Origin of the sequence: Roseovarius sp. MBR-78 (assembly GCF_040547535.1) — a bacterium.
GTDB lineage: Bacteria > Pseudomonadota > Alphaproteobacteria > Rhodobacterales > Rhodobacteraceae > Roseovarius.
In genome coordinates, this window is the sequence record NZ_JBEPPX010000013.1 from 38,030 (window position 1) to 52,887 (window position 14,858).

A 14,858-nucleotide genomic window follows, 5' to 3' on the forward strand; every position below is an offset into this window, starting at 1 on the left:
TGACGCGTCGCAACCGGGGCGCGGCGCGCGGGCGAATCGGCTAGGGTCGTCGCGCAACGCAATCTCCGGAGGCCCCATGCCCCGCCAGACCCGCCTTATCCTGTGCCCCGTCAACCTTCGCCACCTGAAGGTGGAGTATAACGCCTATACCGAGGCGGTCGAGATGGCGCAGCGCCGTGGCGCGCGGCTCATCATCGCGACGGTCGCGCCCGAGATCGAGCGCAACCTCAATATCTACAATTCCGATGCCTATTGGGGGGACGAACTCCGTAAATTCGTCGCCGCCCACCCCGCCGAAGGGATCGAGATCGACCTCGTCGTGCGCAAGGGCGCGGTGCATCGCCAGATCGTCAAGCTCGCCCATGAACGCAAGGTCGATCTCATCGTGATGGAGGCGGCCAATCCCAAGGTGCAGGATTACCTCCTCGGCACCACGGCGAGCCATGTCGTGACCCACGCGGAATGCTCGGTCTACGTGGTCCGCAGTTAGCCGGGCAAGGTGCCGTCGAGAACATATCTCAGGATATCGACAACCTGCTCGGGCTCTCGCGCCACGGCAAGGGCAGCGGCGTTGACCTCCTTAAGCGCGTGGTCATGCTCGGGTGGTTGCAGCACGATCAGCGATTTGCCAAGCGCGGCGGCATAACCCGCATCGAAGGCGGCGTTCCACTGCTTGTATTTGTCGCCAAAGCGCACGACCACGATATCGGATTCGGACAGCCCCTTGCGTGTGCGGATGGCGTTGACCATCGCGCCCTTGTGGTCGTGCCAGTATTTGCTGTCCTCGGTCCCGAGAATGACGCCCCCGCAATCGTCGCTCGCGGCATGATCCGTCACCGGACCGGAAAAGGCGATATCAAGCCCCTTCGCTCCGGCGATGATGCGGTCGCGCCAGTCGGTATGGATCTCGCCCGAAAGATAGACATTCAGCATCGTGTTCCCCCTCTCAGCCGCGCAGCACCCCGCCCGTGGCCTTGCCGACCTTCTCCACGATCTTGGCCGAGACGGCCTCGATCTCGGCCTCGGTCAGGGTGCGGTCGCGCGGTTGCATCCGCACCGTCACGGCCAGCGATTTCTTGTCCTCGCCAAGGTTGCCGCCGATGAATTCGTCGAACACCCGCACATCCTCGATCAGCGCCTTGTCCGCCCCGGCAGCGGCATTCACCAGAGTGATCGCCTCGACGCCGGCATCGACGACAAAGGCGAAATCGCGCTCCACCGCCTGAAGATCGCTCACACCGAGCGCCCCGCGCGAGGCGGTGCTCTTGCGCGGCAGCGGGATGTCCTCGGGAAAGAGGGTAAAGGCCACGGCTGGTCCTTTCACGTCCAGCGCCCGCAGCACGCGCGGGTGCAACTCGCCGAAAATGCCCAGCACCTTCTTGGGCCCGAGGCAGATCATCCCGTGCCGTCCCGGATGCCACCACGCGGGCCCGCCGCGCAGGATCTGCACCTTGGCGGGCGCGCCCATGCCCGACAGGATCGCCTCGGCATCGGCCTTGGCGTCATAAAGATCATGCGCGCGCGCGCTGCCATGCACGTCCTTTGGCCCGGTGCGGCCCACGAGGATACCGGCCACCATCAGGCCCTGTTCCCCGGGCTCGCCACCGTGAAAGGCATGGCCCACCTCAAAGAGCGCCATGTCCATGATCCCGCGCGCCTGGTTGCGCGCCGCCGCCTGCAACAGCCCCGGCAGCAGCGAGGGGCGCATATGGCTCATTTCCGAACTGATCGGGTTGGCAAGCCGCGTGGCGTCGCCCCCGCCGCCGAAAAGCGCCGCCGCCTCGCGGTCGATAAAGCTGTAGGTGACGCATTCGTTATAGCCCAGCGCCGCCGCGCCGCGCCGCGCGATCTGCGCGCGTTTCTGCGCGGGGCTGAGGATCGGCTTGGGCACGCCCGGCAGGGCGCGTGCCATCGGGCGGCCTTCCAGCTTGGTGAGAGAGGCGATGCGCGCCACCTCCTCGACAAGGTCCGCCTCGCCAAGGATATCGGGCCGCCAGCTTGGCACATAGGCCATGTTGCCCTCGAGCCGGAAGCCGAGCGCGGTCAGGGTCTGGCGCTGATCGCTTTCGGGGATATCCATGCCGACAAGCGAGCGCACCCGCGCGGCATCGAGCCGGTAGGCGCGGTTGTCATCGGGCACCTTGCCCGCCACCACGCGATTGGAGGGCACCCCACCGCAAAGATCAAGGATCATCTGCGTCGCCAGATCGAGCGCCTCGTCGTTGAACGCCGGGTCTATGCCGCGCTCGTTGCGATAGCGCGCGTCGGAATTGATCTTGAGCGCGCGGCCCGTCATCGCGATCTGCACCCGGTCCCACACCGCCGCCTCCAGAAACACATTCACCGTTTCCTCGGTGCAGCCGGTGGCTAGCCCGCCCATGATCCCGCCGATGCTCTCGATGCCGGTATCGTCAGAGATCACCACCTGTCCGGGGCCGAATTCGTAGGTCTTGTCGTCAAGGCCCACAATCGTCTCGCCGCCCTTGGTGCGATGCACGCGCAGATCGCCCGCCACCTTGTCGGCGTCGAACACATGCAGCGGGCGGTTGCGGTCATAGGTGAAGAAATTGGTGATATCGACCAGCGCCGAAATGGGCCGCAACCCGATCGCGCGCAGCCGGTCCCGAAGCCATGCCGGTGACGGCCCGTTCTGCACCCCGCGAATGAGCCGCCCGGCAAAGACGTGACAGCCCCCTTGGGCGGTATCCTCGTCGATGGTCACGCCGATGGGGCAGGTGAACTGCCCCTCGATATCCGCCACCGGCGCGGCCCGCAGCGTGCCCAGCCCCCGCGCCGCCAGATCGCGCGCGATCCCCCGCACGCCAAGCGCATCGGGCCTGTTCGGGGTGATCGCGATCTCGATCACCGGATCGACCTTGGCAGGGTCATTCGCCGCCAGCCAATCGACAAACGCCTCGCCCACCTCGGCCCCGTCAGACTCAGCGGGCAATTCGATGATGCCGTCATGCTCGTCGCTGAGCTCCATCTCGCGCTCCGAGCACATCATGCCCGCGCTCTCGACACCGCGGATCTTGCCCACGCCGATGGTGGTGTCGATCCCCGGCACATAGGTGCCGGGCGAGGCGATCACCACGGTGATGCCCGCACGCGCATTGGGCGCGCCACAGACGATCTGCGCCTCGCCATCGGCGGTCGCCACCCGGCACACGCGCAGCCGGTCGGCATCGGGATGCTGTTCGGCGCTCAGCACCTTGCCGATGGTAAACGCCCGCAGCCGCGCCGCCGGGTCATGGATGCTTTCCACCTCAAGGCCGAGATCGGTCAGCGTCTCGGCGATCTCGGTGACGGTGGCGCTGGTATCGAGATGATCCTTGAGCCAGGACAGTGTGAATTTCATGGGTCTTTCCGCCTGCAATGCCGGGTTACGTCGCGCTTTAGCGGATATGGCGGGCATGGAAAACCCCGCTTCGTGGCGGGGCTTTCCTCGGTCTGCGATGTCGGGTCGTGTCAGCTTGTCCAGCGGCCCGAGAAATCGAACGCGGCATCATAGCCAAAGAGCGCCACCGCGCCGCCGGTATGCAGGAACACCACCCGCTCGCCCTTCTTGAAATGACCCTTGCGAATGAGATCGATAAAGCCCGCAGCGCCCTTGGCCGAATAGACCGGATCGAGCAGGATCGCCTCCAACTCGGCGAACATACGGATCGCCTCGATACCGCTCTCGGTGGGGATGCCATAGCCCTCGCCCACGTAATCGGTATTGGCCACCACATCCTCGCGCGCGACCACGCCCGCGCAGCCCAGCTTCTCGGCGGTGGCGCAGGCGAGGTTATAGACGTTCTCTTCCTGCTTGGGTTTCGGCGCACGCACCCCGATGCCCAGAAGCGGGATCTGCGCATTCATCGCCTTGAGCCCGGTGATGAGGCCCGCCTGCGTGCCCGCGCTGCCGGTGGCGTGCACGATGTGATCGACCTTGAGGCCGCGATCATTGAACTGCGCCAGCATCTCGAAGGCGCAATTGACATAGCCCAGCGCGCCGGTGGGGTTCGAGCCGCCGCCGGGGATGGTATAGACCTTGCGCCCATCGGCGCGGAACCGGTCGGCCACCTGTTCCATCTCGGCATTCATGTCGCCGCCGCCGGGGCGTTTCTCGGTCGTGGCACCGTGCAGGTGATCGAGCAGCACGTTGCCGTTATTGTTGTAATTGGCGTTGTTGGAGCCGGTCCTGTCCTCGAGCAGGATATGGCAATCCATGCCCATCTTGGCGGCAAAGGCGGCGGTTTGCCGCGCGTGGTTGGATTGCGTGGCACCTTGGGTCATCACCATGTCTGCGCCTTGCAGCTCGGCCTCGGCCATCAGGAATTCGAGCTTGCGGGTCTTGTTGCCGCCGGTGCTCAGGCCGGTGCAATCGTCGCGCTTGATCCAGATTTCCGGCCCGCCCAACTCGGCGCTGAGGCGGTCAAGCCGTTCCAGCGGGGTGGGCAGATGCGCGAGGAAGTGGCGGGGAAAGCGGGCAAGATGCATGGGGGCCTCCGGTTAATATGCGTTTTCATGATTTAACGGCGTGACAGATGCCTTGTCCAATGCCAATCTTGCCCAAGATTATGCAGGATGCGCAATATGCGCCTGGAATGGCTGGATGATATCCTCGCCGTGGCCGATGCCGGATCGCTGGCCCGCGCCGCCACGATGCGCCATGTCAGCCAATCGGCCTTTACCCGGCGGTTGCGGGTGATCGAGGCGGCGCTCGGGCAGCCGCTGTTCGAGCGCCGCCGCAAGCCGCTGACGCTCTTGCCCGAGGTCGCACCGCACCTGCCCGCCATGCGCAGCCTCGCCGCGCAGTTGCGGCAGTTGCGCGATGGCCTGTCGCAAAGCGGCGGCGCGCGCGGCCTGACGCTCGCCTGCCAGCACGCGCTCACCACCACCCATTCCCCGGCCATCGTCGTCGCCCTTACCGCCGGGCAGGCGCGGCCCGTGCGCGTGCGCTCGGAGAACCGTGAGGATTGCCTGTTGCGCCTGCTCGCGGGCGAGGCCGATCTTGCCGTCGTCTACGATGTGCCACAGATCGCGCCGCTTGCGCTTGGCGATGCGTTCGAGCGTGCCTCGCTTGGCCCCGAGCGCCTGATCCCGGTGGCGGCCCCCGGCCTGCCGCGTGGCGAGGACCTGCCCTATATCGGCTATCCCGGCGATGTCTTTCTCGGGCAGGTGATGGACCGGGCGCTGTTGCCGCGCATCGGATCAACCCGCCGGTTGCGCCGCTGCGCCGAAACGGCGCTGACGCTGGCCGCGCATGAATATGCAAGGCGCGGCATCGGGGTTGCCTGGCTGCCGGTCTCGATGGTGCGCGATGATCTGGCACGCGGGCGGCTGGTGGCGCTGGCCCCCGAGGTGCCGGAACTGGACATGGAGATATGGATGATCCGTCTGCCCCGCGCCGAGCGGGGCGGCTGGGACGCGGATTGGCATGGCCTGCTCGCCACGCTCAGCCTTGCGCCGCCGCCATCGCTTTGATTTAACCGCCCCATTGCCCTGCCCGGAGGTCGCCCGATGGTCGATATCGCCACCCGCGTCTACAACCACCGCTGGAAGATGGATCCCATCGTCCGCTCGCTCATCGACACCGATTTCTACAAATTGCTCATGTGCCAGAGCGTGCGGCGCAATTCACCCGAAACCGAGGTCACGTTTTCGCTCATCAACCGCACCACATCCGTGCGGCTGGCAGACCTGGTGGACGAGGGTGAATTGCGCGAGCAGCTTGACCATATCCGCACCCTGTCGCTCTCGCGCGGCGAGAGCACCTGGATGCGCGGCAACACCTTTTACGGCAAGCGGCAGATGTTCACCCCCGCGTTCATGGACTGGTTCGAGGGCTTGCGCCTGCCGCCCTATCACCTGGAGCGGCGCGACGGGCAATACGAGCTCACATTCGAGGGCAAATGGCCCGAGGTGATGCTGTGGGAGATTCCGGCGCTCGCGGTTCTGATGGAGTTGCGCGCGCGCGCGGTGCTCGGCGACATGAAGAAGTTCGAGCTTCAGGTGCTCTATGCCCGCGCGATGACCAAGCTTTGGGAAAAGGTCGAAGGGCTGCGCCCGCTCGAGGGCTTGCGCATCGCAGATTTCGGCACGCGGCGGCGGCATTCCTTCCTGTGGCAGGATTGGTGCGTGCAGGCCATGCGCGAGGGGCTGGGTGACCGCTTTGTCGGCACCTCCAATTGCCTCATTGCCAAGAATCGCGATCTCGAGGCGATCGGCACCAATGCGCATGAATTGCCGATGGTCCATGCCGCACTGGCGCAGAACGACGAAGAGCTTGCCCGCGCGCCCTACAAGGTGATGGCCGACTGGCACGAAGAGCATGACGGAAACCTGAGGATCATCTTGCCCGATACCTTCGGCACCGAGGGGTTTCTGCGGCGCGCGCCCGATTGGCTGGCAGGCTGGACCGGTATCCGAATCGATTCCGGTCGGCCCGAAGAGGTCGCCGAGATGGCGATCCGCTGGTGGCAGGCGCATGGCGAAGACCCCCGCGACAAGATGCTGATCTTCTCCGACGGTCTCGACGTGGCGCGGATCGCCGAGCTTCATCGGCGGTTCGCCGGGCGGGTGCGCACCTCCTTTGGCTGGGGCACGCTGCTCACCAATGATTTCCGCGGGCTGACACCCGATGATGCGCTCGCGCCGTTTTCGCTGGTCTGCAAGGCCGTCTCGGCGGAGGGGCACCCGACGGTGAAACTCTCGGACAATCCCCGCAAGGCGATGGGGCCAGACGATGAGATCGCCCGCTATCGCCGGGTTTTCGAGGTGGGCGAACAGGACGCGATCGACGTGGTGGTCTGAGCGCGCTCTTTGCAAGCCGCTCATTGGCGCGCTTACCGCACGACGATTATTGGCGCGCTTACCGCACGACGAATTCCGCATGAAGCGCCCCCGCCGCCTTGATGCTTTTAAGGATGTCGATCATGTCGCGCGGGGCCACGCCGAGCGCGTTCAGCCCGGCGATCACCTCGGCGAGCGATGTGCCCTCGGGCACTTCGGCAAGGCCGATCCCCGGCTCCTCCTCGATCTCGGCCTGGGTGCGCGGCACCACGACCGTTTCGCCGCGTGCAAACGGGTTGGGCTGCACCGCGAGCGGGGTCTCCTGGATGCGTAGCGTGAGATTGCCCTGCGACACCGCAACGCGCGAAATGCGCACGTCCTGCCCCATCACGATGGTGCCCGAGCGTTGATCGACGACAACCCGCGCCTTGCGCTGCGGATCGACCATCAGGTTTTCCACCCGCCCGATCGCATGCGCCGGGGATCGCGCGCGCATCTGCCCGAGATCGAGCCGCACCGTGCCGGAATCCATCATCAGGGCCACGGGCCGCCCCACCGCGCCGTTGATCGCGCGCTCTATCCGCCCGGCGGTGGTGAAATCCGGCTCGCGCAGCGCCAGCCGCAGGCTCTCCATTCCCGCGAAATCAAACTCCACCTCGCGCTCGATCCGGGCGCCCGACGGGATCGTGCCCGATGTCGGCACGCCCTGGATGACACCACCGGCCTCTCCTTCAGCGGCGACACCACCGGCGATGATCGTGCCCTGCGCCACGGCATAGATCTGTCCGTCGGCGGCGTTGAGCGGCGTCATCACCAGCGTGCCGCCCAAGAGGCTCTTGGCATCGCCGATGGCCGAGACGGTGATATCGATCCGGCTACCGGCGCGGGCAAAGGGCGGCAACTCGGCGGTGACGAGCACGGCGGCGACATTCTTGGGGCGGAATTGCTCGCCGGTGACATTCACCCCGAGCCGCTCCAGCGTATTGGACATGAGTTCCTCGGTGAACGGGGCGTTGCGCAGGCCATCGCCCGTCCCGTTGAGGCCGACAACAAGCCCGTAGCCGAGCAGGTCATTGCTCCGCACCCCGTCGAATTCCACAAGGTCCTTGATGCGGACCGGTCCGGCCAAGGCAGGCCCGGTGCCGTGGATCACGACAAGGCACAAGGCGAGGGCAATCACGATCATGCGGGCAAGGCGGCTCATGACAGGAAATTCGCAAGGTTGAGGCGCGCCGTGCGCGCGGTGAGCGTGTAGAGCGTTTCGAGTTGCGCCTGCACCTGTTCAAGCGCGCTGGCGCTGTCGAAGATATCGACCGAGAGCAGGTCGTTGCGCGCGATCCCGAGGCTCGTGCTCTCGGCGTCGATCCGGCTCTGGGCCTGCGCGATGCGCTCTTCGGCAAAACCAAGCTGTGCGCGCAGGCGCGTGATCCCGTCCTGACCGGCCAGCAGCCCGGTGCCCATCTCGCGCGCGATGGCAGCCCGGTCGTCATGCCCCAGCGCGAGCGCCGGATCGTCGAGCAGCGACAGCATCGCCACCTGCTTGATCTGGTCACGCAGGGCGGCATCATCGGCGCGAATGCGCAACGCGACGGTCTCCCCGGCTCCCAGCGCGTGGGCCGTGGCGGCGGCTTGCCCGCCGCGATAGACCGAGGTGGCGAACCCGCCCCCCGGCGCATCGAAAAAGCTATCGAGCGCGCCCCGCAGCGCCGCCTGGTCGGGGGCTGCCGCAAGGCTCGTGCGCAGCGCGTCCAACAACGTTTCGGCATCGGCCAGCGGCGGTCGGTCGGTGACGTCGCCTCCGAAAAGCGTGCGGCCCGCCGCGCCGCTGTTGAGCGCGCCGATCATGGTCGAGAGCGCCGCGCGCGCCGCCTCGGCGAGAATGCCGGGTTGGGCCGCGCCGCCTGCCTGCTCGGTGACAAGCGCCGCCGCGGCAAGCGAATCGGCGCTTTCCTGCACGCGGCCAAGCGCCGTTTGCATGATCCCGGCATCGAGCGCGGCAATGCGCGCCACGTCCCGATGCGCGCTGGCGAGGGTCAGCGCGCGTTCGATATCGTTGAGCGGCAGCAGGTTGCCGGAGAGGTGTTTCGCCGTATCGGCGGCCCGGCCCGTCGAGACCTCCTGGGTCAAGCGTCCCAGGTCGCGCACAAGCTGCGCGCTCTGCCGTCGCTGAACAAAGCTCTGGGCAAGATCACCGATGGAATTCAGGGCCATTGTCATATCCTCAGAAGGGTTTGCATCATGTCGTCCAGCGTCTGGATCATGCGCGCATTGGCCGAGAAGGCCTGCTCCACCAGCAGCAGGCGCTGCAATTCGGCGTCGCTGTCCACGCCTCCACGCAATTCCATCTCGCGCAATTCCCCGGCCTGTCCGGCAGCAAAGCTCACCGCGCTCTCGGCGGCAAGCCGCCCTTGCGCGATCCGGCTCGAGAGATCCGCCGCGCGGCCGGAAAGATCACGCCGCGCCTCGCCCGGTATGGGCGCGCTGACCTCCGAGAAGGCCGCGCCAAGCGCGGCGAGAAATGGCGCATCCGCCGGGGCACCGGGCGTGGCGGCATCGGGGCCGCTGCGCAGGCGGAAAAGCGCGCCGCCCTGTGCCGGATCAATCGCGGGGTTGATCGCGAGCCGGCCTGCAAGCCCGGCCTCATCCGCCGGATCAAGGCGCGCCCCGGCATCGGTAAAGAGCGCGGGCGAGGGCGGTGGCGTAAGCGCCTCGACGCGCTCGATCACATCGCGGGCGAGCGCGTCGAGGCCGCGCTGCGCCGCCTGCCCGAGCCCGTCGCGATTGTCGAAAAGCGCGGCAAGCCGCCCCCCGTCGAGCGGCCCGCCTGCCCCGGTCTGCACCACCTGACCGTCGATTTCGAGCCCCGAGATGAGGCCGTTATCAAGCGTCATATGCGCTGCGACCAGCGGTTTCGCCTCAAACCCGATCCTGGCCGCGCGCCCGTCGAGCAGCAGCGCGCCGCCGGTGGAGACAAGCGCCACCGCCCCGCGTGGCCGCTCCAATTGCCGCAGCGGAACCAGATCGGCGATACCGTCGATCACCTGCTGCCGCTGGTCCTCAATCGACGCAACATCCTGTCCCGATGCGCGCGCCGCGACGATGCGGGTATTGAGCGCGGCCACCCGGCCAAGCCCGGTATTGAGCCGCTCGACGGCGGTCGCGATGTCCGAGTCGGCGCGGCTGCGCAGGGTCTCGATCTGGCTCGACGCCGTATTGAGCGCCCCGCCCAGCGCCGTCAGGTCACGCAGGACCGTGGCCAGCCGGATATCATCCTCGGGCCGCGCCGTGGCCCCGGCGATGGCGGCCTCGACGGCTGTGATGCGATCCGCGAGGCTGTCGCCCTCACCCGGCAGGCCCAGCACACGCTCCACCGAGGCGGCAAACCCGGCGCGGGTCTGGGCACCGGCAAGCGCGCTGTCGGCCAACCTGCGATCGCCAAGCAGAACGGGATCGACATGGCGGGTGATGCCCGTCACCGTCACGCCCCCGCGCCCGCCCTGCGCCTCAAGCCCAAGTTCGCGCGGGGCAAAGCCCGGCGTGAGCGCGTTGGCGAGATTGCCGGAGATGACATCGGTCTGGCGCGAGCTTGCGCTCAGGCCGCTCAGGGCGCTGTTGAGGGCAGCGGATATGGACATGGCTTGCGTCCTTTCCCGGTCGCGTCAGGGTCAGCGGATGATGTTGGTGGTTTCCTGCAACATTTCGTCGACGGTCTGGATCACGCGCGCATTCGAGGAATAGGCGCGCTGCGTCTGGATCATGTCGGTCAGTTCGCGGGCGACATCGGTGGCCGATTCCTGCCGGGCAAAGGAGACAAGATCGCCGGTCGGGCCGGCACCTGCATCCCAGAGAAAGAAGCTGCCGCTGTCGATCGAGGGGCGATAGGTCTGGCGGTCGAGGGCCACCATGCCGTTCGGGTTGGGCAGATCGACAAGCGGCACCTGAAAGATCGTCCGCGTGACGCCGGTGTCGAACGTGGCATGGACGAACCCGTTTTCATCGACCTCGACCGAGACCATGGTGCCGACCGGCGAGCCATCCTTGGAGATCGACAGCGGCGCGAAGCTGTCGGAGAGTTGCGTCAGCCCCTCGGCGGTGCCGGGGCGGCCGATATTGACCTCCACCGGGCCGCCATCGACGGTCGCGATCAGGCGCCCTGTGGTCGGGTCGTAGGGCCCGCCGCTGAGGCTGGTCACGTTGAGCAGCGTGCCGCCAGCGGCGCGCGAATCATCGAATTCGAGCTGGTATTCGCCGATCACCGCGCCGCCGCTTGCGGAATCGCGCAGCGTCATGGTCCACATATTCGATGTGCCGGTCGCGGGGGGCTGTGGCGTGAAACTGGCGTTGATGGTTTCGGACCGGCCAAGATTGTCGAAATATTCGATCGATAGGACATGGGGATCGCCGCTTGCCCCGGCTTCGGTATCGGTCGCGGGCAGGTTAACACCAAGGGTGAGCGCCGTGGTCGGCTCGCCGGTGAGCTGGTTCACGTTGACCTGCACCGGCACCAGCCCATCGCTGGTGTCGCGCGGGAACGGGGGGACCGTGCCATCGGGGCCGGCGGGCCAGCCCAGAAGGGTCAGGCCCGAGGCGGTCGCAAGCCGCCCATCGGCATCGGTGCGAAACGAGCCGGTCGTGGTCAGTAGCATCTGCGGCCTGCCATTGGCAATCGCGACCTCGCTGCTTTCCGCGACCGGGATAAAACCCCGCCCGCGCACCGCGAGATCGGTCGGGTTCTCGGTAGTGGCAAGCGAGCCGCCCTGATTGATGAGCCGTTCGGTCGTGGAGCGCACGCCGCCGGCGGCGTAATTGCCGCTATTGCCCCGGACGACGAGCGAATCAAAGCTCGTTTCGACCCGGCGATACCCGGAGGTCGAGGAATTGGCGATATTGTCGGAAATCGCGGCGAGGCGCGACGCGTTGGCATTGAGCCCCGCGACGCTGGCATTGAGGGAAGAGGAAATCGTCATGGACACGCCTTTCATCTGGATCGAGCATCGTCTCGACACAGTCATAGGCGCGTTGCCTTAACAGCAGGCTAACCGCTAAAATTTCGTGTTTGTCATTGCGAGCGCAGCAAGATCACCTCGAGGCGGTTGTTGCGGGGCGACATCGGATCGGGTGTTGCGGGCGCGCGATCGGCATGGCCGGTGAGCCGCCGCATCCGCGTGTGCGCAAGCCCCGCCTCCTCCAGCAGAAGGCGCATACGGTTGGCGCGAGCAGAAGAAAGATCCCAGACCGGGTTTTCGGCGAGCGTCACGGGCCGCGCACGGGTATGCCCGGCGATGGCGATATCGTTGATGACCGTGGCGGCCACCGTGGCGATGATATCGGCGATCTCGCGTAGGATCAGGGTGGGTTCGCTCTGATTCGGCACGAATAGCGCCGCCTCGCCGATGTCGAATATCTCGATGACGAGGCCCTCATCGGTGACGCGCGTCACGATATGGCGAACCACATCGTCCGAGGCGAGGCTCTCGCCACTGCGCCCCTTGAGACGCTCTTCGATTTCGGAAAAGGCGGCACTTTCGGTGGTGGACATCCCGGCCGTGCCCCCCTCGGCCGCAATCCCAAGCTCGCCGCGCGCCTGATGGCTTTCGGTGCTGTGCTTGTCGGACGCGCCGGTGCCGCTTTTGGCGAGGCTTTGCTCGGAAAAGACCGAATCACCCCCAAATGCCCCGCTACCGCCGCCCGACACCCGGTTCACCGGCACGGTCGGGTTGAAATAGTCGGCAATGCCCCTGCGTTGCTTTTCCGTTGTCGCACCTAAAAGCCACATCAGCAGGAAGAACGCCATCAGCGCGGTGACGAAGTCGGCATAGGCCACCTTCCAGGCACCGCCATGATGCCCGCCACCGGCGATGATCTTCTTCCGTTTGATGATGACCGGCGCCGCATTGCTGCGCGCATCCATTTCTCACCACCTGTCTCACACCCAAGGCAGGGCGTAGCACAGCACCCGTTAACGGGCTTTTAATACATCAATTTTTACCCGTTGAGATCACGCCAGCCCCGGCAGCCAGAGCACGATGGCCGGGAACGCCACCAAGAGGGCGATGGTGACGCCGTCGGCGATGAAGAAGGGCATCACGCCGCGAAACACGTCCTGCACGCTCAGATCCGGGCGGACGCCTGCCACCACGAAACAGTTGAGGCCGATAGGCGGTGTAATCAGGCAGAATTCGGCCATTTTCACCACCAGGATCCCGAACCAGATCGCGCACATCGGCCCTGACATGCCGAATGTGCTGTCCACAGCGGCCACGTTGACGCCACCGTTGAGCGCCATCACCGCCGGATAGACCACCGGAAGCGTCAAAAGCAGCATTCCGATGGCATCCATGAACATGCCCAGCACCGCATAGGCCAGCAGGATGCAAATGAGGATCAGCATCGGCGAGAGCGTCAGCGAGGTGATCCAGTCGGCGAAAGCCGAGGGCAAATCGGCAAAGCCCAGAAAGCGCACATAGATCAGCACGCCCCAGATGATGGTAAAGATCATCACCGAGAGTTTGGCCGTCTCAAGCAGCGCATCCTTCAACTCGGGCCAGCGCATGCCGCGGTAAAGCGCCATGAGAAAGACAACAAAGGCACCGATCGCGCCGCCTTCGGTGGGAGTGCCCCAGGCATCGCCGCCGAACGGGTTGTAGACGAAGAAGATGATCGTCACGACGACGAACACGATGGGCAGCGCGGGCGGCAGCGAGGCAAACCGCTCGCGCCAGGTAAAGCCGCCCACGGGGGGGCCGAATCCCTTGATCGTCAGCGCCAACCCGACGATGAGGCTCGCATAGACAAAGGCCGAAAAGACCCCCGGAATGAACCCCGCAAGCAGGAGCTTGCCCACGTCCTGCTCGACGATGATGGCATAGATCACCAGAAGCGCCGAGGGCGGGATGAGCGAGGCCAGCGTGCCCGCCGCCGCCACCACGCCCGCGGCAAAGCGCTTGTCATAACCGATCTTAAGCATCTCGGGGATGGCGATGCGTGCGAAGACCGCCGCCGTCGCCACGCTTGCCCCCGACACGGCCGCGAACCCGGCGGTGGCAAAAACGGTCGAGACGGCAAGCCCCCCCGGCACCCAGGCGATCCAGCGTTTCGCCGCCTCGAAGAGCGCGCGCGTCAGCCCCGCGTAATAGGCAAGATACCCAATCAGGATGAAAGTGGGGATAAGGCTCAGCGCCTGCGAACTGACCTTGGAATGGGGCACCTGCCCGGCGGTCTTGACCGCGACGGTCAGCGCCCAAAAAAACTCGTCGCCCGCATAGCCCTTTTTCGACCAGAAAATCCAGATCAGCCCGACCGTGCCCGCTAACGCCGCGGCAAAGGCCACGCGCATTCCCAGAAAGACGACGACCAGCATCAGACCGGTCACGACAAGCCCGATATCTATCGGCTCCATCAGCGGAATTCCTTATTCATCATGGCCGCTGACATGCGCGGCCTCGCGCGCGGCCTGCGCCGCGACATCCTCGATCAGCGGCACCGCGACGGGGCGCTCGGCATTGGTGACAAAGGCCCGCCCGAACCCCCAAAGCTGCAACGCGAGGCGCAGCGACAGCACCGCAAAGGCAATCGGCGCGAGGATTTTCGCAGGCCAGATCGGCAGCGCGATATCAATCGTGCTGTCGCGGCTCCACAGCGGCGCGGCCCAGTCGAAACTGCGCTCGAAATGCGCCCAGCTTCCCCAGACCAGCAGCAGCATCAGCACCAGAACCGCCAGCGTCGTGATCCACTCGATCAGCCAGAGCGCGCGGCCACTGAACATGCCCACGAAAATATCCATGCGGATATGGCCGCCATCACGCTGCGTATAGGCCACGCCCATGAAGGCGATAAGCGGCATGATCTGCTCGATCCAGTCGACATAGCCGGGCAGCGGCTGGTTGAAGAAATTGCGCCCGCCTACCGAGACCACCGCCAGCACCATCAGCGAGAAAACGGCGATCCCGCTCAAAAGGGCAAGCTGCCGCTCGATCCGGTAGAGGCCGAGATCAAGCCTGCTCAGTGTGCTGTTATCCGACAGGACAGAGGCCGCGCCTGCCATGTGTCATCTCCATGCCTTGGTCGTGAACGAATGG

General features: G+C 65.9%; 13 protein-coding genes. 3 read left to right on the forward strand and 10 right to left on the reverse strand.

Annotation, left to right across the window (positions count from 1 at the left end; translation table 11 throughout):
* Positions 1-76: 76 nt before the first annotated feature.
* Entirely contained in the window at positions 77-490 is a 414-nt protein-coding gene (locus ABIE58_RS12030; protein ID WP_354544966.1) for a universal stress protein, read from the forward strand.
* Here ABIE58_RS12030 and ABIE58_RS12035 read toward each other — a convergent pair.
* The 3 genes from ABIE58_RS12035 to cuyA form a co-directional block, all read right to left on the reverse strand.
* Positions 487-933 carry a YtoQ family protein gene (locus tag ABIE58_RS12035; RefSeq protein ID WP_354544967.1) on the reverse strand — a complete coding sequence of 149 codons (447 nt, stop codon included), beginning with the start codon at positions 931-933 and terminating at the stop codon, positions 487-489. The genes ABIE58_RS12030 and ABIE58_RS12035 overlap by 4 nt on opposite strands.
* 13 nt (positions 934-946) lie before the next feature.
* Positions 947-3,358: a phenylalanine--tRNA ligase subunit beta gene (pheT, locus tag ABIE58_RS12040; RefSeq protein WP_354544968.1), complete on the reverse strand. Its 2,412-nt coding sequence runs from the start codon at positions 3,356-3,358 to the stop codon at positions 947-949.
* A 110-nt stretch (positions 3,359-3,468) separates the two neighbouring features.
* Entirely contained in the window at positions 3,469-4,485 is a 1,017-nt protein-coding gene (cuyA, locus tag ABIE58_RS12045) for a D-cysteate sulfo-lyase (RefSeq protein ID WP_354544969.1), read from the reverse strand.
* An 87-nt stretch (positions 4,486-4,572) separates the two neighbouring features.
* Here cuyA and ABIE58_RS12050 point away from each other — a divergent pair, with 87 nt between their 5' ends.
* The gene (locus ABIE58_RS12050) at positions 4,573-5,472 is read left to right on the forward strand and encodes a LysR family transcriptional regulator (RefSeq protein WP_354544970.1); all 900 of its coding nucleotides are present in this window, start codon (positions 4,573-4,575) and stop codon (positions 5,470-5,472) included.
* Between the two features lie 36 nt (positions 5,473-5,508).
* A complete protein-coding gene (gene pncB / locus ABIE58_RS12055) occupies positions 5,509-6,801 on the forward strand; it encodes a nicotinate phosphoribosyltransferase (RefSeq protein WP_354544971.1) in 1,293 nt (430 codons plus the stop codon).
* A gap of 58 nt (positions 6,802-6,859) precedes the next feature.
* Here the strand turns inward: pncB and ABIE58_RS12060 are convergent, their stop codons facing one another.
* The 7 genes from ABIE58_RS12060 to ABIE58_RS12090 all read right to left on the reverse strand — a co-directional run bounded on the left by ABIE58_RS12060 (position 6,860) and on the right by ABIE58_RS12090 (position 14,824).
* Positions 6,860-7,966, reverse strand: coding sequence for a flagellar basal body P-ring protein FlgI (locus ABIE58_RS12060; RefSeq protein WP_354545022.1), 1,107 nt, complete (start codon positions 7,964-7,966; stop codon positions 6,860-6,862).
* Between the two features lie 14 nt (positions 7,967-7,980).
* A complete protein-coding gene (locus ABIE58_RS12065; protein ID WP_354544972.1) occupies positions 7,981-8,997 on the reverse strand; it encodes a flagellin in 1,017 nt (338 codons plus the stop codon).
* The gene (locus tag ABIE58_RS12070) at positions 8,994-10,415 is read right to left on the reverse strand and encodes a FlgK family flagellar hook-associated protein (RefSeq protein WP_354544973.1); all 1,422 of its coding nucleotides are present in this window, start codon (positions 10,413-10,415) and stop codon (positions 8,994-8,996) included. Before ABIE58_RS12070 ends, ABIE58_RS12065 begins: the two co-directional genes overlap by 4 nt.
* 30 nt (positions 10,416-10,445) lie before the next feature.
* Positions 10,446-11,747, reverse strand: a complete 1,302-nt coding sequence (locus ABIE58_RS12075) for a flagellar hook protein FlgE (protein ID WP_354544974.1) — start codon at positions 11,745-11,747, stop codon at positions 10,446-10,448.
* Positions 11,748-11,839: 92 nt separating this feature from the next.
* Positions 11,840-12,691, reverse strand: coding sequence for a flagellar motor protein MotB (locus ABIE58_RS12080; RefSeq protein WP_354544975.1), 852 nt, complete (start codon positions 12,689-12,691; stop codon positions 11,840-11,842).
* An 87-nt stretch (positions 12,692-12,778) separates the two neighbouring features.
* A complete protein-coding gene (locus ABIE58_RS12085; RefSeq protein ID WP_354544976.1) occupies positions 12,779-14,179 on the reverse strand; it encodes a TRAP transporter large permease in 1,401 nt (466 codons plus the stop codon).
* A 12-nt stretch (positions 14,180-14,191) separates the two neighbouring features.
* Positions 14,192-14,824, reverse strand: a complete 633-nt coding sequence (locus ABIE58_RS12090) for a TRAP transporter small permease subunit (protein WP_354544977.1) — start codon at positions 14,822-14,824, stop codon at positions 14,192-14,194.
* Between the last annotated feature and the right edge of the window lie 34 nt (positions 14,825-14,858).

Excerpts from the sequence above, each read along its gene's own strand:
- ABIE58_RS12030 (WP_354544966.1), top strand. The coding sequence starts at position 77 with ATGCCCCGCCAGACCCGCCTTATCCTGTGCCCCGTCAACCTTCGCCAC.
- ABIE58_RS12035 (WP_354544967.1), bottom strand. The coding sequence starts at position 933 with ATGCTGAATGTCTATCTTTCGGGCGAGATCCATACCGACTGGCGCGAC.
- pheT (WP_354544968.1), bottom strand. The coding sequence starts at position 3,358 with ATGAAATTCACACTGTCCTGGCTCAAGGATCATCTCGATACCAGCGCC.
- cuyA (WP_354544969.1), bottom strand. The coding sequence starts at position 4,485 with ATGCATCTTGCCCGCTTTCCCCGCCACTTCCTCGCGCATCTGCCCACC.
- ABIE58_RS12050 (WP_354544970.1), top strand. The coding sequence starts at position 4,573 with ATGCGCAATATGCGCCTGGAATGGCTGGATGATATCCTCGCCGTGGCC.
- pncB (WP_354544971.1), top strand. The coding sequence starts at position 5,509 with ATGGTCGATATCGCCACCCGCGTCTACAACCACCGCTGGAAGATGGAT.
- ABIE58_RS12060 (WP_354545022.1), bottom strand. The coding sequence starts at position 7,966 with ATGATCGTGATTGCCCTCGCCTTGTGCCTTGTCGTGATCCACGGCACC.
- ABIE58_RS12065 (WP_354544972.1), bottom strand. The coding sequence starts at position 8,997 with ATGACAATGGCCCTGAATTCCATCGGTGATCTTGCCCAGAGCTTTGTT.
- ABIE58_RS12070 (WP_354544973.1), bottom strand. The coding sequence starts at position 10,415 with ATGTCCATATCCGCTGCCCTCAACAGCGCCCTGAGCGGCCTGAGCGCA.
- ABIE58_RS12075 (WP_354544974.1), bottom strand. The coding sequence starts at position 11,747 with ATGACGATTTCCTCTTCCCTCAATGCCAGCGTCGCGGGGCTCAATGCC.
- ABIE58_RS12080 (WP_354544975.1), bottom strand. The coding sequence starts at position 12,691 with ATGGATGCGCGCAGCAATGCGGCGCCGGTCATCATCAAACGGAAGAAG.
- ABIE58_RS12085 (WP_354544976.1), bottom strand. The coding sequence starts at position 14,179 with ATGGAGCCGATAGATATCGGGCTTGTCGTGACCGGTCTGATGCTGGTC.
- ABIE58_RS12090 (WP_354544977.1), bottom strand. The coding sequence starts at position 14,824 with ATGGCAGGCGCGGCCTCTGTCCTGTCGGATAACAGCACACTGAGCAGG.